This window comes from Mucilaginibacter sp. NFR10, from assembly GCF_900100445.1.
GTDB classification, from domain to species: Bacteria; Bacteroidota; Bacteroidia; order Sphingobacteriales; family Sphingobacteriaceae; genus Mucilaginibacter; species Mucilaginibacter rubeus.
In genome coordinates this window covers 1,312,452-1,332,065 of record NZ_FMTV01000001.1, presented here as the reverse complement: position 1 = coordinate 1,332,065, position 19,614 = coordinate 1,312,452, and the positions used below count along the sequence as shown (strand labels likewise).

Sequence of the window (19,614 nt, the reverse complement as noted above, 5' to 3'; positions counted from 1 at the left end):
TCTTTATTTTATAAAACTCTTTAATCCTTCGGCAATCTTCCTGTCGTTTGATAGCCGTGGTACTTTGTTTTGCCCGCCAAGTTTACCTTCAGTCCTCATATAATTGATAAAGGCATCTTTTTGCAGGCTTTGGATCACCAAAGGTTGCAAAATGTTACCTTCAATCAGGTCAAAATAGTAAATATTTTTATTCTGCAACGCCTTGTCCACTTTTATGGCGAAAGCCTGAAGATTGTCAGGGGCTGTACCAAACTCGATAAACCATTCATGGTAAGGTAATTGCCCCGCTGCAGGGTTAACCTGGGGTGCAACGGTAAATTCAACCACGTCAACGCCCTCTTCTTTAGCCACGCTCATTAATGCATACTCTACCTCTTCGCCTATAACATGTTCACCAAAAGCCGATATATAATGCTTAATACGGCCGGTTACGACAATACGATACGGATCTTTTGAAACAAATTTAATCGTATCGCCTATACTATAGCCCCATAAACCAGCGCTGGTGTTCATGATGAGCGCGTAGTTTCTATTCAACTCTACATCTTTAATATTAATGCGGGTTGGGCTTTCATTAAAATACTCATCGGATGGGATAAACTCGTAGAAGATCCCAGAATCAACTAATAATAAAAGGCCTTTTTCTTTTTGTGAATCCTGGAACGCGATAAAGCCTTCGGATGCCGGGTAGGTTTCTATCGAATCGACCTTGAAACCGATACTTTCCTCAATACGGGCGCGGTAAGGCTCGTAATTAACTCCTCCATAAACGTAAAGCTTAAAGTTTGGGAAAATGTCTTTTATCTTTTTACCTCCTGCTTTGGCCGAAAGTCTGTCGAAATACATCTGGCACCATGGCGGGATCCCACTGATGAGGCGCATATCTTCATTAACAGTTTCGTCTACAATGGCTTCAACCTTTTGCTCCCAATCTTCAATGCAATTGGTTTCGTAGCTGGGCAAGCGGTTTTTTTGCAGATAAGCGGGAACATGATGCGCAACGATACCCGAAAGCCTGCCTGTTGAAATGCCATGCTTTTCGGCTAAAATGGGGCTGCCCTGCAAAAATATCAATTTGCCATCAACAAAATCAGAGTTACCGGTTTCGTGGATATAGCTTAGCAAAGCATTACGTGCCGCTTTGATATGCTCCGGCATGCTTTCTTTAGAAATGGGGATATATTTTACACCGGATGTTGTACCGGATGTTTTGGCGAGATAAGCAGGTTTCCCGGGCCATAGCACATCCTCCTCGCCATTAACCACTCGGTCGATATAGGGGCGAAGGTCTTCATAGTCATGTACAGGCACCAATCGCTTAAAATCCTCGTAGTTGTTGATCTTTTCAAACTGATGATCTTTACCAAAACTGGTGTCTTTGGCCGCATGCACCAGATCTGTAAATGCCTTTTGCTGAAATGCAACCGCGTTTTTACGAACCTTATTTAATTCCCGATTAACAAAGGCAGCAAATACTTTACTTAATGCAGATTTAAATCCCATTTTTAATTGGTTTCAGATAGGTCATCATCCACATCAAGGTGGCTATAAACCAGTTTGCGATAGGCTGCCATCAAAATTATGTTAGCAAATGGAATAGCTATTATTAACCCTACAACGGTGATTGCTGCAACCAGCATCAATATTTCGATTATAATGAAGATCAAGAAATATTTTAAAAAATTCCCCTTTATCAAATAAAAGCTTTGTTGTACTGATTCTATCGGCCCCGACGCGTCATCAACAATGAAACAGGTGCAAATAGGAAAATAGAACAAAAAAAAGAACTGAACAATAAGTCCGATAATAAATTTGAAAAAATCCTGGGCGAAACCTTCTTTTAAACCTTCAACCAGGTGGGTCGCAAAAACAGCTAATGTACTCACCAGTACCAATAACGTAAGATAGCTTACCAGCATCCTGATTTTAGGAATGATCTCGCTAAAATCAAAATCATAGTATTCTTTGTCCATTAATCTGAATACCAGCTTTATAAATGCTAAGAATATGAAAGTTATTTCAACCAGTAACACAACAAAGCCAATAGAACTCACCATTGCATTATCATCAAAATAAAATACGGCAAAGCCTGATATGAAGACAAATATCATGGCAACTACCGAGTAGACCGAGATTATGGCAAAATTCTTCTTTAAAATATTCCATGCGGTTTTAATGGTCTCCGCTACAGAAAAGGGGTGGTACATATTGCTTATGATCTACTTAAAACTTTCCGCTTCCAAAAATCCTGTATAAATCCTAACCCGTAGGCAATAAGTTGTGTGAAGGCAGCTATAATGCTCAAAAATGCGATTTTTAACGATTTATTTTTCCACCATGCATGGAAAAATATTAACAAAGTGAAAATCAACAGTATAAAATTACCTACAGGTGCTAATACAGAGCCAAATAGGTTTAGAATAATAGTAAGGATAACACCTACTGTAAAAGCAGCCGGGAAAAAATGAACCAGCTTTAACTCCTGCGGGAAAAATTTAGAAATATTGATGCGCGCCCTTCCGAAAAAGTGCAACTGCTTATAAAACTGATAAAAGTTGGTTCGTCGTTTATGATAGACTATTGCATCTGGAATCAACCCAATTTTAAAGCCCAGCGAATGGATCCTAATGCTGTATTCTATATCCTCACCAAGGCGGGTGATAATAAATCCGCCGGCTTTTTCCCAGGCCTGCCTTGAAACACCCATGTTAAAACTACGTGGGTGAAACTGCCCTATACCTTTTTTATTACCACGAATACCTCCGGTAGTAAAAGGGGAGGTCATGGAATAGCTTATGGCTTTTTGTGTAGGGGTAAAAGATTCATGTGCGCCATCGGGACCACCATAGGCATCGAGATAGTTTTTTGCCAATGAATCGTTTACAATTCGGAGGTAATTGAGGGGGACTAAACAATCCGAGTCAAAAATTACAAAATAATCGCCTTTGGCACGCTCAAAACCAAAGTTACGTGCAAAACCCTGGCCTTCATTCTGTTTTTTAAAATAACGCAGGTTAAGCTTATCGGTAAAGGTATTTACTATGACTTCAGCATCATTTACAGAACCATCTTCAATAACCAAAACCTCAAAATTGTGATAGGTTTGCAAGGTGAGGCTTTCCAGCAGTTCTTTAATTTCCTGCGGTCGGTTATATAAAGGAATGATGATGGAAAAAAACATGTTTTTAGAATAGATGTGAGATTTAAGATGTTAGATATGAGACAGGAGGCAAGTATTCAAAAAGTCTCAAATCTCATATCTAACATCTCAAATCTGATTAAATTGTTTCCTCAATTTGGTAATGGTTACGTTCGCTTGCGCTGCGTGAAACAAGCTCGGCAACAAAGCCTGTTAAAAACAATTGTGAGCCTAATATAATAGCAACTAAGGCTATATAAAACAGCGGACTCGTGGTTACATCCCTGTATTTTAGGTTGTGTGCTATATTGTAAAGCTTTTCCCAAATTATCCAGATGGCCATAATCAAACCCGTAAAAAAGCTCAATGTGCCCAGCGTACCAAAAAAGTGCATCGGACGCTTGCCAAATTTACCTACAAAGAAAATTGAAAGCAGATCGAGAAAGCCGTTGATAAACCGGCTTAAGCCAAACTTGGTTTTGCCATATTTGCGAGGGCGGTGCTCAACAACCTGTTCGCCAATTTTGGTAAAGCCTGCCCACTTGGCCAGCACCGGGATATAACGGTGCATCTCGCCATAAATTTCAATGTTTTTAACTACAACATTACGATAGGCTTTTAAACCGCAATTAAAATCATGCAGGTTATGGATGCCACTCATACGACGGGTTGCCGCGTTGAATAGTTTGGTAGGTATAGTTTTGCTCAGCGGGTCGTGCCTTTTTGCTTTCCAGCCCGAAACAAGGTCGTATTTCTCTTCAGTTATCCGGCGGTAAAGTTCCGGGATCTCATCCGGACTATCCTGCAAATCGGCATCCATGGTGATCACCACATTGCCTTTGGCAGCGATAAAACCGGTGTTAAGGGCTGCGGATTTACCATAATTACGCCTGAATTTAATGCCTTTGATAAAAGGATTACCGGTTTGCAGCTTCCTGATCATTTCCCATGATCCGTCCTTGCTGCCATCGTCAACCAAAATTATCTCGTAAGTAAAACGGTTTTCGTCCATTACCCGGCTAATCCATGAGGTTAATTCGGGTAATGATTCTACTTCATCGTAAAGAGGTACTACAACTGATATATCCATTTATTAGGGCTGCGATCAACGACCTGTATGTGCCGTAAATCATCCGCAAAAATATAAAAAATAGGGATTGATTTGCAACAATGTATCAACGGCCATTTTAGCAAAATAGTTTATTCGTAATTGTTATAAACAAATGAGCCTGATACTACGTAACCAAGCAATTACGTTTCAAGTCAAATATATTTTAATATCTTTCCCTCACAATTAAAACACAGTTAATGAAATTCTACAAAGCCGCGTTGTTATTGGTTTTAGGCATTTATGCCGGTGAAGTAAAAGCGCAAAATGCAGATCAGGCAGCACCCAAGTATGATCAGCACAAAGTATTTAACCCTATATTTTACCCCGAAAGGGGCGGTGAGTTCAGGACGGCCAGTGGTGCTCCAGGTCCAAAATACTGGCAAAACCGGGCCGATTATAAGCTTGATGTTACGCTTGATACCGCTAAACACCGGATAGAGGGCAGTACTTTAATTACTTACACCAATAACAGCCCGGATGCGCTTGGGTTTTTATGGCTCCAGGTAGATCAGAATATTTATAAAGAGGATTCACGTGCCGAATCTACAAGCAATGTTTCGGGTGGAAGGTTTGCAAATAAATCATATACAAAGGGTGCCGAAATAAAATCGGTTTATATCATCAACAAAGGCAAAACGCTGAAAGCCGATTACCTGATCACTGATACCCGTATGCAGATCAAGCTTAAAGATTCATTACGTGCAGCCGGGAGCAAATTGCAGATCAAGATTGAATACGGTTTTGATATTCCCGAATATGGTACCGACAGAATGGGCCGTCAGCATAGTAAAAATGGCTGGATCTATGAAATTGCGCAGTGGTACCCACGCATGGAAGTTTACGACGATGTAACCGGATGGAACACCATACCATATCTTGGTGCAAGCGAGTTTTACCTGGAGTACGGCAATTTTGATTATACTATTACCGCGCCTGCAAGTTTGGTTGTAGCTGGATCGGGCGAACTGCTTAACCCTGCTGAAGTATTATCACCTACCTCGATAAACCGTTTGGCCGAAGCCCGTAAGAGTGATAAAACAGTTATCATTAAAGATTCGACTGATATTTTACGTAATAACGATTACCCGAAAAAGCCGACGCTCACATGGCATTTTATGTGTAAAAACGCCCGTGATGTGGCCTGGGCTGCGTCAAAAGCATTTATCTGGGACGCCGCACGCATCAATTTGCCGAGTGGTAAAAAAGCTCTTGCACAATCAGTTTATCCAGTTGAGGCTAAAGGGAATAACTCGTATGGCCGCTCAACCGAATATGTTAAAGCCGCAATTGAACTATATAGTGATAAATGGTTTGAATATACTTATCCTGTAGCTACTAATGTGGCCGGTATAGTAGGAGGGATGGAGTACCCGGGTATCGTATTCTGTGGCTCAAATAATCAAAACGGGGGTTTGTGGGAGGTTACCAACCACGAGTTTGGCCATAACTGGTTCCCGATGATCGTCGGTTCAAATGAACGTAAATACGCCTGGATGGACGAGGGTTTTAACACCTTTTTAAATAATGTTGATACCAAGGTATTTAACAAGGGTGAATATTATGAAAAGCCCGATCAGCAAAAAAGTGCCGCTTATTTATTTAGCCCAGGTGCTGAGGCTATTATGAATACGCCCGATGTGATACAGGAGGATTTTTTAGCAGTTGCTGCTTATGAAAAACCGGCCTTAGGATTAACTATTTTACGCGAACAGATCTTAGGTGAAGAGCGTTTTGATTATGCATTTAAAACCTATATCAAACGCTGGGCTTTTAAACATCCAACTCCCTGGGATTTTTTCCATACGATGGATAATGCCGCAGGTGAGGACCTGAGCTGGTTTTGGAACGAATGGTTTTTTACCACCTGGAAAGTTGATCAGGGTATAAAAGATATTTCTTATCCAGATAATGATGCCACCAAAGGTGCTACAATCACCATTGTAAACCTGGAAGAAATGGCATTGCCGGTTACCATATCAATTAAAGAAGAGAACGGAAAAACCGGCATTGTAAAGCTTCCGGCTGAGATCTGGCAGCGCGGCGATACCTGGACCTTCCCGTACAAATCGACCTCGAAAATTGCTTATGCAACCATCGATCCTGATCATAATTTACCTGATGTTAATCCCGAAAATAACTCATATAGCGGGCTGCCGATTCCACAAGGCACAACTGCAAGTACTGTAATCAAGGCGTATTTAGATGCCATTGGCGGTGCCGACAAACTAAAAAATATTCGCGATCTGCAAACATCGGCAGTTGGTAATATACAAGGCGCTGACGTGCAATTGGTAACCCGGTATAAAATGCCTGATAAGTACTACCAGGAAGCAATAGTGCCTTCATATAATAACCTTGTTGTGTCGCATATAACACTTAATGGCGATAGCATAAAAGCACGACAGGTTAACAGGGATGTACAGCTTGATGATGCAGCTAAAAAAATGATCAAACTTAAAAGTCGCCCGTTTCCTGAACTTGATTATGAACGGATAAATCAAAATATAACGCTGCAGCCTATTTTAAGAGTGGTAAATAACGAGCTTGCCTACGAGGTTGATATCAACATAGGTACTGAAATTCATATTCATAATTATTACAGCCAAAAAACAGGGTTGAAGCTTAAACAAACCATTGAAGGGGCAAATGACCTGACTATTGAGTTTGGTAACTACGAAGGTATAAACGGAGGTATTAAAATTCCGTTCTCTGTAAAGGCCATCCTGGTTGGGCAACCAATTGAATTTAAGATTAAAGAGACATCTGTTAATTCAAATCCGTCGAACGAGGCTTTTAAGTAGGTTCAATACATAAACTGATGGGGCATCTTAATTTTCAATTTATATGAAAATGAAGACGCCCCATTTTATTTTCTATGGTGTGAGTCTGAAAATCCCTATCAAACAAAAATTTGAAACTGCTTTGATGTTAAATGCTATTTAAAATTCTATTTTTGTACCCACAAAATGAGGGTCACTTTGTAGGTGACCGTTTAAACGTAATTTTATAAAAATTAAATCATAGTTGTAGATGATTAACATTACACTTCCTGATGGATCCGTTCGTCAGTATGACAAAGGGATCTCTTCAATGCAAATCGCACAGTCGATTTCCGAAGGATTAGCTCGTAACGTATTAGCGGCCGAAGTTGACGGTCAGGTTTGGGACGCAAGTCGCCCCATTGAGCAGGATGCCCATGTTAAATTATTAACCTGGAATGATGCTGATGGAAAGTCGACTTTCTGGCATTCATCGGCCCACTTAATGGCCGAAGCTTTGGAAGCCCTTTATCCGGGTACTAAATTTGGTATCGGTCCGGCTATTGAAACAGGTTTTTATTACGATGTTGACTTTGGCGACAAGGTTTTATCTTCTGACGAGTTTAAGCAGATAGAGGATAAAATGATTGAACTTGCTAAAACTAAAGAGGAGTACATCCGCAAACCGGTGAGCAAGGCTGATGCTATTGTGTATTTCACAGAAAAAGGCGATGAGTACAAGCTTGACCTGATCAAAGACCTGCCCGACGGCTCAATTACCTTTTATACACAAGGTAACTTTACCGACTTGTGCCGCGGGCCGCACATCCCTAATACAGGCTTTATAAAGGCGGTTAAACTTATGAGTGTTGCCGGGGCCTACTGGCGCGGCGATGAAACCCGTAAGCAGTTAACCCGTATTTATGGTGTTACTTTCCCTAAAGCCAGCGAGCTTACCGAATATCTGCACATGATCGAAGAAGCCAAAAAGCGCGATCACCGCAAATTGGGTAAGGAACTCGAGCTGTTTGCCTTTTCGGAAAAAGTAGGCATGGGGCTACCATTGTGGTTACCTAAAGGAACTGCATTGCGCGAACGCCTTGTGAACTTTTTACAAAAAGCACAGGTAAAGGCAGGTTATGAGCAGGTAATCACTCCGCATATTGGTCATAAAAATCTGTATGTAACATCGGGTCACTATGAAAAATACGGTGCCGATTCATTCCAGCCGATAAAGACCCCGCAGGAAGGAGAGGAGTTTTTCTTAAAACCGATGAACTGCCCTCACCATTGCGAAATCTACAAAACAAAACCGCGTTCATACAAAGACCTGCCGGTTCGTTTTGCTGAGTTTGGTACTGTGTACCGTTATGAGCAGAGCGGCGAGTTGCACGGTTTAACCCGTGTACGTGGCTTTACTCAGGACGATGCCCACTTATTTTGTCGACCGGACCAGGTAAAAGAAGAGTTTAAAAAAGTAATTGACCTTGTATTGTATGTGTTTAAAGCTTTGGGCTTTGATAACTACATTGCACAGGTATCATTGCGCGATCCTGAAAACCATGCTAAATATATTGGCAGTGACGAAAACTGGGCATTGGCCGAGAATGCCATCATTGAGGCAGCAGCCGAAAAAGGTTTGCCTACCGTTGTTGAATACGGTGAGGCTGCGTTTTATGGCCCTAAGCTTGATTTTATGGTAAAAGATGCCCTTGGCCGTAAGTGGCAATTGGGTACTATCCAGGTTGATTATAACCTGCCAGAGCGCTTTGAACTGGAATATACCGGAAGCGATAACCAAAAACACCGCCCGGTAATGATTCACAGGGCTCCGTTTGGTTCGATGGAACGCTTTATAGCGGTATTAATAGAGCATTGCGCCGGTAATTTCCCGCTGTGGTTATCGCCCGAACAGTTCATTATACTTCCCATATCAGAAAAATATGAAGAATATGCAAAAAAAGTTTCTGATATATTAAAAGATTCCGATATTTGCGGGCTAATCGACTTCAGGGACGAGAAAATAGGCAGAAAGATACGTGATGCTGAAGTCAAAAAAATCCCTTACATGCTGGTTGTGGGCGAAAAAGAAGCTGCCGAAGGCTTGATTTCTGTACGTAAACATGGTACTGGCGATTTGGGAAGTATGAGCATTGAAGATTTTAAAGAACAGATAACTAAAGAAATAACAGTATAACTTGGCATTAAACAAACCTTTCAATAGAGGACCAAGGCTTCCTTTTAAGAAAAAAGAAGCCGAACATAACATAAACCAATTCATTAGGGCTCAGGAAGTTCGCCTTGTAGGTGATAACGTTGAGCAGGGAGTTTACTCATTAAGAGATGCCCTTGCAATAGCGCAGGAGCAGGAACTGGATTTGGTTGAAATATCTCCGAACGCCGTACCACCGGTTTGTAAAGTAACTGATTACAATAAGTTTATTTACGAGCAAAAGAAAAAGCTTAAAGAGATAAAAAGCAATGCCAAGCAAACGGTTATCAAAGAAATCCGTTTCGGACCTAACACTGATGACCATGACTTTGAGTTTAAATTAAAGCATGCCATTAAGTTTTTGGAAGCTGGCGAAAAGGTAAGGGCTTACGTACACTTTAAAGGTCGTGCCATTGTTTACAAAGAACAAGGCGAGATCTTACTACTTCGTTTTGCCCAGGCATTGGAAGAAGTAGGCAAAGTGGAGCAGTTGCCAAAGCTTGAAGGAAAAAGGATGTTTTTAACCCTTGCACCTAAGGCAGCTAAAAAGTAATTAAATAACCTCGGTCTCAGGATCGGGGTTTGAAAATAAAACGTTGAGAAACGTTAATATCTAACACAAATAAATAGAGTTATGCCAAAAATGAAAACCAATTCCAGTGCTAAAAAGCGCTTTAAGCTTACTGGAACCGGTAAAATCGCAAGAAAAAACGCATACAAAAGCCACATCTTAACCAAGATGTCGACAAAACGTAAGCGTGCCCTTGGTCAAACCAGCTTAGTATCTGATGCCGACATGGGTAACGTAAAACGTATGCTTTGTATCGGAAAGTAATTCACAAATTTTAAAACCAGGTATTAGAGTTTTAAGTCCGGCACACGAGATGCAGGCACTCACTACCAAAAAACACACAAGATGCCACGTTCAGTTAACGCAGTAGCGTCGAGAAGACGCAGGAAAAGGATCATGAACCTCGCCAAAGGTTATTGGGGTTCACGTAGCAAGGTATACACCATTGCAAAAAACACAGTTGAAAAAGGTTTACAATACGCTTACCGCGACCGTAAAACCAAAAAGAGAGAGTTCAGGGCTTTATGGATCCAACGTATTAACGCTGGTGCCCGTCAGCACGGAATTTCTTACTCTCAGTTGATGGGTAAATTAGCCGCTAAAGAAATCGGTTTAAACCGTAAAGTATTGGCTGACTTAGCAATGAACAACCCAGACGCTTTCAAAGCAGTTGTTGATGCAGTAAAATAATATCGCATTCTAATGCATGAGAGAGGCCGCAATTTGCGGCCTTTTTTGTTTTAATTATTTGAGTGTCTATTTTTATGGTATGACATCAAACAAGGAGGGACAGCCTGTCTTATCCAGCTTATTGCGCAGTAACTATTATTACTCTTTAAATGGATTTCGCGGCATTTCAATTATCCTGGTTGTATTTTACCACCTTCAGTTATCTGATAATTATTTTTATACTACAATATTCAATGGTGGGTTGGGAGTAAACATTTTCTTTGTAATAAGTGGTTTTTTAATTACGAGCCTATGTTTAAAAGAAAAAGAAGTAACAGGTGGCTTATCGCTAAAAAAATTTTATATCAGGCGTTTTTTGCGAATATTTCCTTTAGCCTATTTATATATTGGAGTGGTGTTTTTATTAAACCATTTCTATAGTTTAAACATTTCCTGGATTCAATTTTTTGGCTCGGCATTATATCTAATGAATTTTAGCTATTTCCGCAGCCATGATTTCACTTATTACTTCAGTCATTATTGGTCGTTATCGGTTGAAGAACAATTTTATCTCCTTTTTCCTTTTATTTTAAAGATCAACAGAACTGCATTTTATTATATTATTATCAGCATTGTATTCGCATTGCCGCTATTGTGTACAGTGCAACAGTTTGTTCCGGTTTTGAATCGTGGCATTATTTACTGTTTTACTCACTATTTTATAAAGTTTCAATCAATTGGTGTCGGCTGTTTTTTTGCGTTGATGGCGTCCAAAGAAATTTTGAATGTAATTTGGCTCAAACAAACAAAGGCAGCTGGCAATATTTTGGCTATAATATTGATGTTTGGATTGCGCTTTGACGAATTTTATACCTTAAAATCACTGTACGTAAACCTGGCGATTTCAGTAATTACCGGCTATTTAATTTTAAGCAATATCGTACCCGCAAACGATTGGATTTTTAAGGTGTTAAACAATAAATTTCTATCATTTATTGGTATTCTATCTTATGGCATATACATATGGCAACAGTTATTTACCGGCCGGGATAGTAAAATGCTATTAAGCATATTTCCTAACAATGTATTGGGTTTGATTACTGTCCCTTTATTATCGTATTATCTTTATGAACGGCGTTTTCTAAAACTCAAATCAAAATTCACCCATAAATGATGCTATTGTTGTAAGATATAAAGGCGCTCGCATTACCTGAGCGCCCTTGGATAAAGGTGTTATTTTTTTATTTGACGACAATTACTTCAACAAACTCATCCGGATCGTTATTGATATCCATATACTGTTTAAAGTTCTGAATATCCTTATCAACCATATTTTTGAATACCGGGTTTAGTATTTTGGCTATGCCTGCGCCTACACCGCCTGCCGGGGGCTGATAACTGATCACCACATCAACAATGGTACCCTGCCCGTCAACCGTATCCTGAAAACGAATTTTACCCGCATTATTAATCATCGAATCAGACAGCGAACTCCAGCCGATCACTTCATTAGGTTCGTCATGGACAATTTCGGCATGCCAGCTGATTGTAGCTACATTTTTGGGAAGCTTCAAAACCCAGTGTGAATATTTAGAGTCGATGACCTCCACACTTTCCAGGTGTTTCATAAAAAGGGGCAGGTTATCAAGCTTGCGCCAAAATTCATAAACCTTTTGCCGGGGTTTATTTACAATAAACGACGAACGAATATTTACATTTATGGGATTGGTGGATAGTTTACCAATACGTTTGTAAAGCTCACAATGCCCTGTGATGCCCCTGTTTAACAAATAGCCACCGGCACCTATTTTTACGATACTTGCAAACGGGTTTTTAAAAATATTTTTAAAACCTGAGAAACCGAGCTTCATACCACCTGCGATGGACGTAAAGCGTTCGGGCCAATTCAGGTTTATGCGGTCATCTCCATAAAGCACAGGGAAGTTGTCGGTATATTTTACTATTGTAGTTGCCATAGGTTTTTAAATAGTTATCGTTTTTAAAACACCTTTAGGGCTACTAAGTTTTCCAGAAGTGAATTTTATTGCTTTTTGCTATAAGTAAATTTAAATTTAGTTAAATGGGGCAGGTGTTTTTTAGGGCGCTTGAGTTCATATTGGTATATCACCTGGCCAAGGTTTTTCAGGAAAGGCAGGCATACCGTTGTGTACTCGTATTTATTATCGTTCAGTATCCCATCTTCATTTGATTGCACGACGGCACTGAGCATGAACTCAACATTGTTTTTAAAATCTACGATATATGCATTATCAATATCATAACCATAACTATCACCAACTTTATTAAAGATCCTGATGTCAGGGTTAATAACTGCTGTACTGTCTCCGCCATAGAACAAAAACTTGCAATAAGCCGGGAAATATTCGGGGCGGCGATAGGTGGGTTTGGTGTTTTCGGTGGGGAAGGTACTCATATAACGGTAAATGAAGCGATAGTCATCTATCGTTAAATTAAAGCGTTGCTTTTTAGGGCAAGTTTCAGGAAACAACAACCTTTTAAGCACCATTTGCTGATCGGCGAGAGAGTAAACATTCTTTTCAGAAAAGTCAAGAGGCTTGTTAACCAACCGTTCGCTGCTATCTAAATAAGCTTTACCCTGCAGCATGTTTTCCAGGTGCATGGGATAATTTGACGCATCATATAGCGCCGGTTTCTGATAAATTAGCTTATTATCATTGTAAAAATCAATAGGGTTGGTGTGCTTTGTGCTTTCGCCTGCATCACCTATGGCTAACCTGCCTACAATACGGGTATTGTTAAGATGATACTTCTTTAGCTTTTGATTGATCTCTGCACGGCCGACAAATTCATAGAGCCGGTTATATGCATCATTATCGCTTACCAGCAAGATCTTTTTAATATAATTTTCGATACTCGGCAAACCTGTTGAGGATGATGTATCTATTTTAACTTTAGTCTGGCCGGCAAATGCGCTATCAGTAATCATGACCGATTTGCGGCTTAAGCCTTTTATTTTTAATTCGTTAAGTTTCTCAAGCGCAAAAATGGCCGTTGGAAGCTTTACCGTGCTCGCGGGGTAAAAATAATGATGCGCATTAAGATGATAGCTGTATGAAGTAAAGTGCGGAACATTGTCTTTATCCCTGTCGATCCGGGTATATAGGATCTGTATTTCGTTTTGTGCAGGATGGTTCAAAACGCCTGAAAATAGTTCGGGATTGCTATATAGTAAACCTTTCAGAAAAACGGTATCGGGATGTTGGGCAAAACTGCCAAGCGCGCCCATCATCAATAATAAAATGCAGCAATATTTCATCATGATAAATATAGTTATGTAGTTTGAGGTTAACAGATACTTATTGTACTTTTGCAGCGCTTTAGGTTTCATTAAACTATTTTTTTAATGAATTAAAAGGGAATACGGTGTAAATCCGTAACTGTCCCGCAGCTGTAAGCTCCGTAACCGTTGCCAAATCTATACAGCCACTTTCTGTAAACAGGAGGGAAGGCCAGGCAAAATGGGGAGCAAGTCAGAAGACCTGCCAAGGCATTATATGTTATTCATAGCTTTCGGGGATTGAAGCTTGGATGTGAATGCTCTTCGTTTGGCGTGTTTTCATTTTATTCATTTCCGTGTATGCTATTAAGGCTGCATTATTATTTTATACATATCAATCATACATGGAAAAAAAGTACGCTAAAATTATTTTAGGATTCGGTTTGTTAACTGTTGGGTTATCTACCTCAGCAGCATATGCACAGGATACCACACGCACACTCAATACGGTAGTAGTAACTGCAAGCCGGTCGCCTAAAAAACTGTCAGACATTGGCCGCGTTGTTACCATCATTTCTGCCGATGAGATCAATAAATCGCAGGGCAAATCATTGCCTCAATTATTAAATACGGTTGCCGGGATAACTTTTTCTGGTGCAAATAATGCCCCCGGTATCAGCACATCGGTTTTCCTGCGCGGGGCTTCATCTGGCAATACCCTTATCCTGGTTGATGGTTTTCCGGTAAACAATGCTTCGGGCATTGATGGTAGTTATGATCTTAACGCTTTTTCGCTGGATCTGATAGATCATATCGAGATCTTGAAAGGAAGCGGTTCAACGCTGTATGGTTCTGATGCTGTAGCAGGCGTTATTAATATCATCACAAAAAAAGCTAAACAGCAAGGATTAACCGGTGGATTGCAGCTAACAGGTGGCAGCTATAATACGTTCAAAGAGTCGGCCTCATTAATTGGACAGGTGAAAAATACAGGCATAGCCATTAATCTGTCAAATACCGATTCAAAAGGCTTTGCCGCGGCTACAGATACCACTGGCAAAGGCGATTTTAAGAAAGATGGTTTTCACCAACGTTCGGCCAGTGTAAACCTGAGCCAAAATGTCTCATCTAAATTTATTCTTAATGGAAACCTGCAGGTGAGCCACAATACTGGTGATCTGCCTTACGGTTCTTTTATAAACGACAATGATTACACTTATAAAAACACATTTTTATTTGGTGGCATAGGTGCAAAATTGATTTTACCAAAAGGTAACCTCAACGTGAACCTGTCGCAAAATACGGTTCAAAATGATTTCAATAACCTGCCATCTGACAATTACGGAACCCACCAGGTTACAAAAAATACAGGTCGTATAACCAATGTCGAAGCTGTGTTTAATTATGAATTGAATAAGTATTTTGATATTACCAGCGGTGCGGCCTTTAAATACAGCAACACAAGCCAGTACAGTCTGTATGAATCAACATCTTATCCGGGTGTGCCGAGCATTATTAAAGCTGGTGATGCTGCTAATAACATATTCAGCGCTTATACGTCGTTATTTTTCAAATACGATATCTTCCACATGGAGTTAGGTGGCAGGTACAACAACCATAGCAAATATGGCGACAAGTTTACCTACACCATCAACCCATCATTATTCCTTGCCGATCAGTTTAAGATCTTTGGCACCATAGCTTCGGCCTTCAAATCACCTTCGTTATATCAGTTGTTTTCAGAATATGGTAATGCTAAATTAAACCCTGAAATCACAACATCATATGAAGCAGGTTTTGATTGGGATATTGTTAAGAATACCCTTTCATTTAATACCCAGTTTTTCAAGCGCAATACCAAAGATGTTATCTATTTTAAAAACCTGTCTGGCCCTCCTTATAGTCAATATGCAAACGGGCAACAGCAAAAAGATAAAGGCTTTGAAACCGAATTAAAATATCACGATAATAACATTCATGCATCTGCATATTACGCTTATGTAACAGGTAAACTAACCGACGAAGCCGGTACACAAACCGGCAACCTTTACCGCAGGCCTAAAAGTACTTTAGGTACCAACATCAGTTATGATATTTTAAACGATTTTCAGGTTGGCGTTAACTACAAATATACAGGCAACCGTACTGACCTGACTTTTACAAACAATGGATCGGAAGTGATTACATTGAAACACTATAACCTGGTAGATTTACATTTGGAATACAAGGCAACCAAAAATCTAAATGTTTTTGGCGATCTGAACAACGTTTTGGATACCAAATACGTAGATTGGTTAGGATATAACACCCGTGGTATCAACTTCATGCTTGGTGCCAGGTATCAATTTAAATAGCGTTTGCGTATTGTTCGGATTATTAAGTAATTTTACGCCATATATAAAATCATGACCGCAAAAGATAACACCAACCGCAACCTGTTCCTGATCCTGATGATCCTGGTTGCTGCCGCATTCAGGCTTTTAGCATTTAAGTATAAAGAATTGAGTAATTTCAATCCGGTAGGTGCTATTGCATTATTTGGCGGTGCTTATTTTACCTCAAAGTGGAAAGGGTATGCTACTGTATTGCTTACGTTGTTTACTACAGATATCGTGATTAATTACCTGTATACTTCAAAGTTAACTTTATGGTATGGCGGAGCCGCATGGGTTTACCTGTGTTTTGCATTAATGGTGCTTGTTGGTAATTTGCTTGAAAAGGTAAATGTTCTTAATGTGCTTTTAGGCTCAATCGCAGCAGTTTTAATTCACTGGTTAATTACAGATCTGCCCTGGTTATATGGTACACTTTATCCGCATACCTTAGCTGGCTATGGTGAATCATTGATTAAAGCTATTCCGTTTGAGAAAAATATGGCATTGGGTACATTAGTATTTAGTGCAATACTTTTTGGTGGTTTTGAATTGGCTAAGAATAAGTACACTTTTCTTCAGGACAAAAAGCAATTGGCTTTATAATATAAAAGCGTTTAAATTTAAAGCGGATTGTTGAAAGGCAGTCCGCTTTTTTTATGGCCTAATCAATTATCATCTGTTTATATTAAAATGAAAAACTTAGTAGTGTTAACCGGCGCAGGTATCAGCGCCGAAAGTGGTTTAAAAACCTTCAGGGATAGCGATGGGCTTTGGGAAGGGTATAATATTGAAGACGTAGCCACCCCCGAAGCCTGGGAGCATAACCCGGTTATGGTACAGCAATTTTATAACGAGCGCCGTAAATCTGTATTGGAAGCAAAACCTAATGCGGCCCACTATGCACTTGCTGCGCTCGAAGAAAAGTATAGGGTAACCATCATTACTCAAAATATAGATGACCTGCATGAAAGGGCAGGTTCAACCAATGTGGTGCATTTACATGGCATTATCACCCGCTCACAATCAAGTATCAAACCAGAACTTACTTATCCTATCGATGGGTGGGAAATTAAAATGGGAGAGCTTTGCGAATTAGGTTCACAATTACGTGCGCACGTAGTTTGGTTTGGTGAGCCCGTACCAATGATAGAACATGCAGCCGCTATATGCGTGGGGGCTGATATATTTATGCTTATAGGTACCTCCCTTGCTGTTTACCCGGCCGCAGGGCTTATCGGTTATGTTGACCGCGAGACGCCAAAGTATATTATCGATCCCAATATACCTTTTGTAAATGTTAAAGGGCCGGTTATTAAAATCCAGGAAAAAGCAACAGTTGGCGTACCTGAATTAGTGAACCAATTATTAAAGGATTAAATCACTAATTCGCTAACTCACTAAATCACCAATTAAATATGAAGTGTATCTTCAATTGGAGCGGCGGTAAAGACAGCGCCCTCGCTTTATATCATTGCCTGCAAAATCCGGATCTTGAAATCGCCTATCTTGTAACTACGATCAATGATGCAGCCGACAGGATTTCCATGCATGGTGTAAGGACGGAATTACTGACTAAACAAGCAGAAGCTATCGGTATTCCATTATATCAAATCCGCCTGCCCGAAATGCCGGGTATGCAGGAATATGACGATGTGATGCGACACCATTTAACTCGCTTTAAAAATGAAGGTGTAACCCATTCCATTTTTGGCGATATATTTTTGCAAGACCTAAAAGATTACCGCGATGCACGGTTAAGCGAGGTTGGGCTCAAAGGTATTTACCCCTTATGGAAAAGGGATACATCCGAATTAATAAATGAATTTTTGAACCTCGGTTTCGGAACCGTGATAGCCTGTACCCAGCAACGTTTGGAACGCATTGTTGGTAAAGAGATCAGTCGGGAGTTAATTGATGCGTTGCCTGACGATGTTGACGTTTGCGGCGAGAATGGGGAATTTCATACCTTCACTTTTAAAGGGCCAATATTTAAAAACCCAATTGAATACAAAACAGGTGTGAAAATTTTTAAGGAATACGCCACGCCGAAAAACGCCAATGATTCCTGCGTTTCTGCTACCGATACCAAACCTTCCGGTTTTTGGTATTGCGACTTGCTATTGGCTTGACCTTTCATTTATTCCGTTAAAATCAACGCAGAATAAAGGTAATTAGGTATAAAGCTAACCAAATTAGATTCGGTTAGCTTTGTTAATTTTATCTTTTTTCTCTTCGTTTAATTGTTCGATGGCTCCCCATATGATTACTATTGCATATCCTAAAGGGATTGAATAGACCGTCCATTCTGGTAGTTTTCCGAAATACAGTTTAGATTTTTCGTTAAAATTCATAGCGAAGAAAATGTGCGAAGTGATAACTGCTGAAAGCAGCATCCATACCGGTGTCATCTTCGTCATGTCTTTTATCTAAAGGAGACTACAACTTCAGTTGGAGGCACATGTTCTCTGCTGGTTCTCCAGTGGTATAAGATGCCTTCATTGTTAGCATACATCATTTTGTAGTCCCACCAGTTCCATCCATACTGCTGCACATAAGTTCTTTTGGCATAGATTAGAATTTCACCGCCATTCCCATCGTCTGCTGTTCTGATGGGAGGCCCCCAGGATAGTATGAGTTTTTGTTTTGGCATCCCCATCCAGGAATTGAGGACATTTTTTTGACTTGAGCAGCTGAAGATAACTGCAATAAATAGCAGCACGAATAAATTCCGCATAATGATCGGCTAAAGGTTTGTTGCCATTAGCCCTTGTCTGGCGGTTTAAAATAAAGAAGCGCAGGGCCCCACTAGCTACCGCGCCCGACCAAGAGCGCACACACGAGCAGGAACCCCACGCTATGGCATAGGGGAACTGGTCACTCGTGTGTTTTAAGCCTTGGATTTTGGTCGGTTCGGTAGCTAAAACGAGTTCGCTTTTTTTCGAGAAATAATTATCTCAAATGTAGCGAACTCGTCTGAACTTTGCCGGCCGTTTTTGTATTTTTATGAATATGAATTACTGGGATGATCTTAAAAGTATATATAAAGCAGTAGAGGCTTTTGAATATAAAAACAAGGCTTCCTTAAAATGGCTTAAGACTCAAATAAGTTCTGTTATTGAACTTGTACAGCTATTGGATGTTGCTGGTCTTAGCGAAAGTGCTAAACAGGATGTGGCAAATTTCAATACAATGAGAAATGAAATAGACCATTATTCGTCCCTAAAGGAGCGTTTTGATGAATGCAAAAAGGAATTACTTTTGGACCTTGAGGCTTTCATCTATCGGAATTCCAGAGATATATCTTAATGATCTATTTAATATAAACTCCAACTCTAAGTCGTTATAAATTGGGAATAATCTAATGAACTCTCGTTTGAATTTAACTCTCTCATCAATCATCCTGATGCTTATATTTTCGTCTGTCTGATTAATAAAATAGTTTCTGCCCTCATGCATTCTCATGAAACTGCCTTTTCCTAAACCGTTTCTGCGGTATTCAAAACCATATTTAAGTAGAAT

At 40.0% G+C, this 19,614-nt stretch carries 18 protein-coding genes and 1 riboswitch; of the genes, 11 read left to right on the top strand and 7 right to left on the bottom strand.

The features are described from left to right. Window positions 1-3: 3 nt before the first annotated feature. From BLP33_RS05485 to BLP33_RS05470, 4 genes are all read right to left on the bottom strand, one after another. Window positions 4-1,503: a GH3 auxin-responsive promoter family protein gene (locus BLP33_RS05485; RefSeq protein ID WP_090525639.1), complete on the bottom strand. Its 1,500-nt coding sequence runs from the start codon at window positions 1,501-1,503 to the stop codon at window positions 4-6. A 2-nt stretch (window positions 1,504-1,505) separates the two neighbouring features. Further along, window positions 1,506-2,207, bottom strand: a complete 702-nt coding sequence (locus BLP33_RS05480) for a hypothetical protein (RefSeq protein ID WP_090525637.1) — start codon at window positions 2,205-2,207, stop codon at window positions 1,506-1,508. A 5-nt stretch (window positions 2,208-2,212) separates the two neighbouring features. Beyond that, window positions 2,213-3,181 (bottom strand): glycosyltransferase family 2 protein, encoded by a 969-nt coding sequence (locus tag BLP33_RS05475; RefSeq protein WP_090525635.1) that lies wholly within the window; start codon window positions 3,179-3,181, stop codon window positions 2,213-2,215. A gap of 97 nt (window positions 3,182-3,278) precedes the next feature. Continuing rightward, window positions 3,279-4,229, bottom strand: a complete 951-nt coding sequence (locus BLP33_RS05470; protein WP_090525633.1) for a glycosyltransferase family 2 protein — start codon at window positions 4,227-4,229, stop codon at window positions 3,279-3,281. Between the two features lie 218 nt (window positions 4,230-4,447). On the opposite strand from BLP33_RS05470, the gene BLP33_RS27715 reads away from it, so the two are divergent. The 6 genes from BLP33_RS27715 to BLP33_RS05440 all read left to right on the top strand — a co-directional run bounded on the left by BLP33_RS27715 (window position 4,448) and on the right by BLP33_RS05440 (window position 11,635). Continuing rightward, complete coding sequence (locus BLP33_RS27715) at window positions 4,448-7,051, top strand: M1 family metallopeptidase (protein WP_175489936.1); 2,604 nt, start codon at window positions 4,448-4,450, stop codon at window positions 7,049-7,051. 229 nt (window positions 7,052-7,280) lie between these two features. Beyond that, window positions 7,281-9,206 carry a threonine--tRNA ligase gene (gene thrS, locus BLP33_RS05460; protein ID WP_090525631.1) on the top strand — a complete coding sequence of 642 codons (1,926 nt, stop codon included), beginning with the start codon at window positions 7,281-7,283 and terminating at the stop codon, window positions 9,204-9,206. Between the two features lies 1 nt (window position 9,207). After that, window positions 9,208-9,774, top strand: a complete 567-nt coding sequence (infC, locus tag BLP33_RS05455) for a translation initiation factor IF-3 (RefSeq protein WP_090525629.1) — start codon at window positions 9,208-9,210, stop codon at window positions 9,772-9,774. Between the two features lie 81 nt (window positions 9,775-9,855). Further along, the gene (gene rpmI / locus BLP33_RS05450; RefSeq protein ID WP_090525627.1) at window positions 9,856-10,056 is read left to right on the top strand and encodes a 50S ribosomal protein L35; all 201 of its coding nucleotides are present in this window, start codon (window positions 9,856-9,858) and stop codon (window positions 10,054-10,056) included. Window positions 10,057-10,137: 81 nt separating this feature from the next. Continuing rightward, on the top strand, window positions 10,138-10,482 hold the full coding sequence (gene rplT / locus BLP33_RS05445) for a 50S ribosomal protein L20 (protein ID WP_022829871.1): 345 nt from the start codon (window positions 10,138-10,140) through the stop codon (window positions 10,480-10,482). Window positions 10,483-10,540: 58 nt separating this feature from the next. After that, the gene (locus tag BLP33_RS05440) at window positions 10,541-11,635 is read left to right on the top strand and encodes an acyltransferase family protein (RefSeq protein ID WP_175489935.1); all 1,095 of its coding nucleotides are present in this window, start codon (window positions 10,541-10,543) and stop codon (window positions 11,633-11,635) included. Between the two features lie 67 nt (window positions 11,636-11,702). On the opposite strand, the gene BLP33_RS05435 is transcribed toward BLP33_RS05440, so the two are convergent. Together BLP33_RS05435 and BLP33_RS05430 are read right to left on the bottom strand one after the other, a co-directional pair. Then, window positions 11,703-12,437, bottom strand: coding sequence for an SRPBCC family protein (locus tag BLP33_RS05435; protein ID WP_090525622.1), 735 nt, complete (start codon window positions 12,435-12,437; stop codon window positions 11,703-11,705). Between the two features lie 65 nt (window positions 12,438-12,502). Beyond that, on the bottom strand, window positions 12,503-13,831 hold the full coding sequence (locus BLP33_RS05430) for a serine hydrolase (protein WP_254780062.1): 1,329 nt from the start codon (window positions 13,829-13,831) through the stop codon (window positions 12,503-12,505). Continuing rightward, a riboswitch (cobalamin riboswitch) is annotated at window positions 13,806-14,005 on the top strand. Its footprint overlaps the gene before it by 26 nt. Window positions 14,006-14,124: 119 nt before the next feature. On the opposite strand from BLP33_RS05430, the gene BLP33_RS05425 reads away from it, so the two are divergent. The 4 genes from BLP33_RS05425 (at window position 14,125) to BLP33_RS05410 (ending at window position 18,224) form a co-directional block, all read left to right on the top strand. Further along, window positions 14,125-16,074, top strand: a complete 1,950-nt coding sequence (locus BLP33_RS05425) for a TonB-dependent receptor plug domain-containing protein (RefSeq protein WP_175489934.1) — start codon at window positions 14,125-14,127, stop codon at window positions 16,072-16,074. A gap of 51 nt (window positions 16,075-16,125) precedes the next feature. Then, entirely contained in the window at window positions 16,126-16,698 is a 573-nt protein-coding gene (locus tag BLP33_RS05420) for a DUF6580 family putative transport protein (RefSeq protein ID WP_090525616.1), read from the top strand. Window positions 16,699-16,785: 87 nt separating this feature from the next. After that, window positions 16,786-17,472 (top strand): SIR2 family NAD-dependent protein deacylase, encoded by a 687-nt coding sequence (locus tag BLP33_RS05415; protein ID WP_090526225.1) that lies wholly within the window; start codon window positions 16,786-16,788, stop codon window positions 17,470-17,472. Window positions 17,473-17,510: 38 nt separating this feature from the next. Then, entirely contained in the window at window positions 17,511-18,224 is a 714-nt protein-coding gene (locus BLP33_RS05410) for a Dph6-related ATP pyrophosphatase (protein WP_090525613.1), read from the top strand. A gap of 63 nt (window positions 18,225-18,287) precedes the next feature. On the opposite strand, the gene BLP33_RS05405 is transcribed toward BLP33_RS05410, so the two are convergent. Continuing rightward, a complete protein-coding gene (locus BLP33_RS05405) occupies window positions 18,288-18,512 on the bottom strand; it encodes a hypothetical protein (protein ID WP_090525611.1) in 225 nt (74 codons plus the stop codon). Window positions 18,513-19,104: 592 nt separating this feature from the next. On the opposite strand from BLP33_RS05405, the gene BLP33_RS05395 reads away from it, so the two are divergent. Then, window positions 19,105-19,401 (top strand): hypothetical protein, encoded by a 297-nt coding sequence (locus BLP33_RS05395; RefSeq protein WP_139159936.1) that lies wholly within the window; start codon window positions 19,105-19,107, stop codon window positions 19,399-19,401. Window positions 19,402-19,614: the final 213 nt, after the last annotated feature.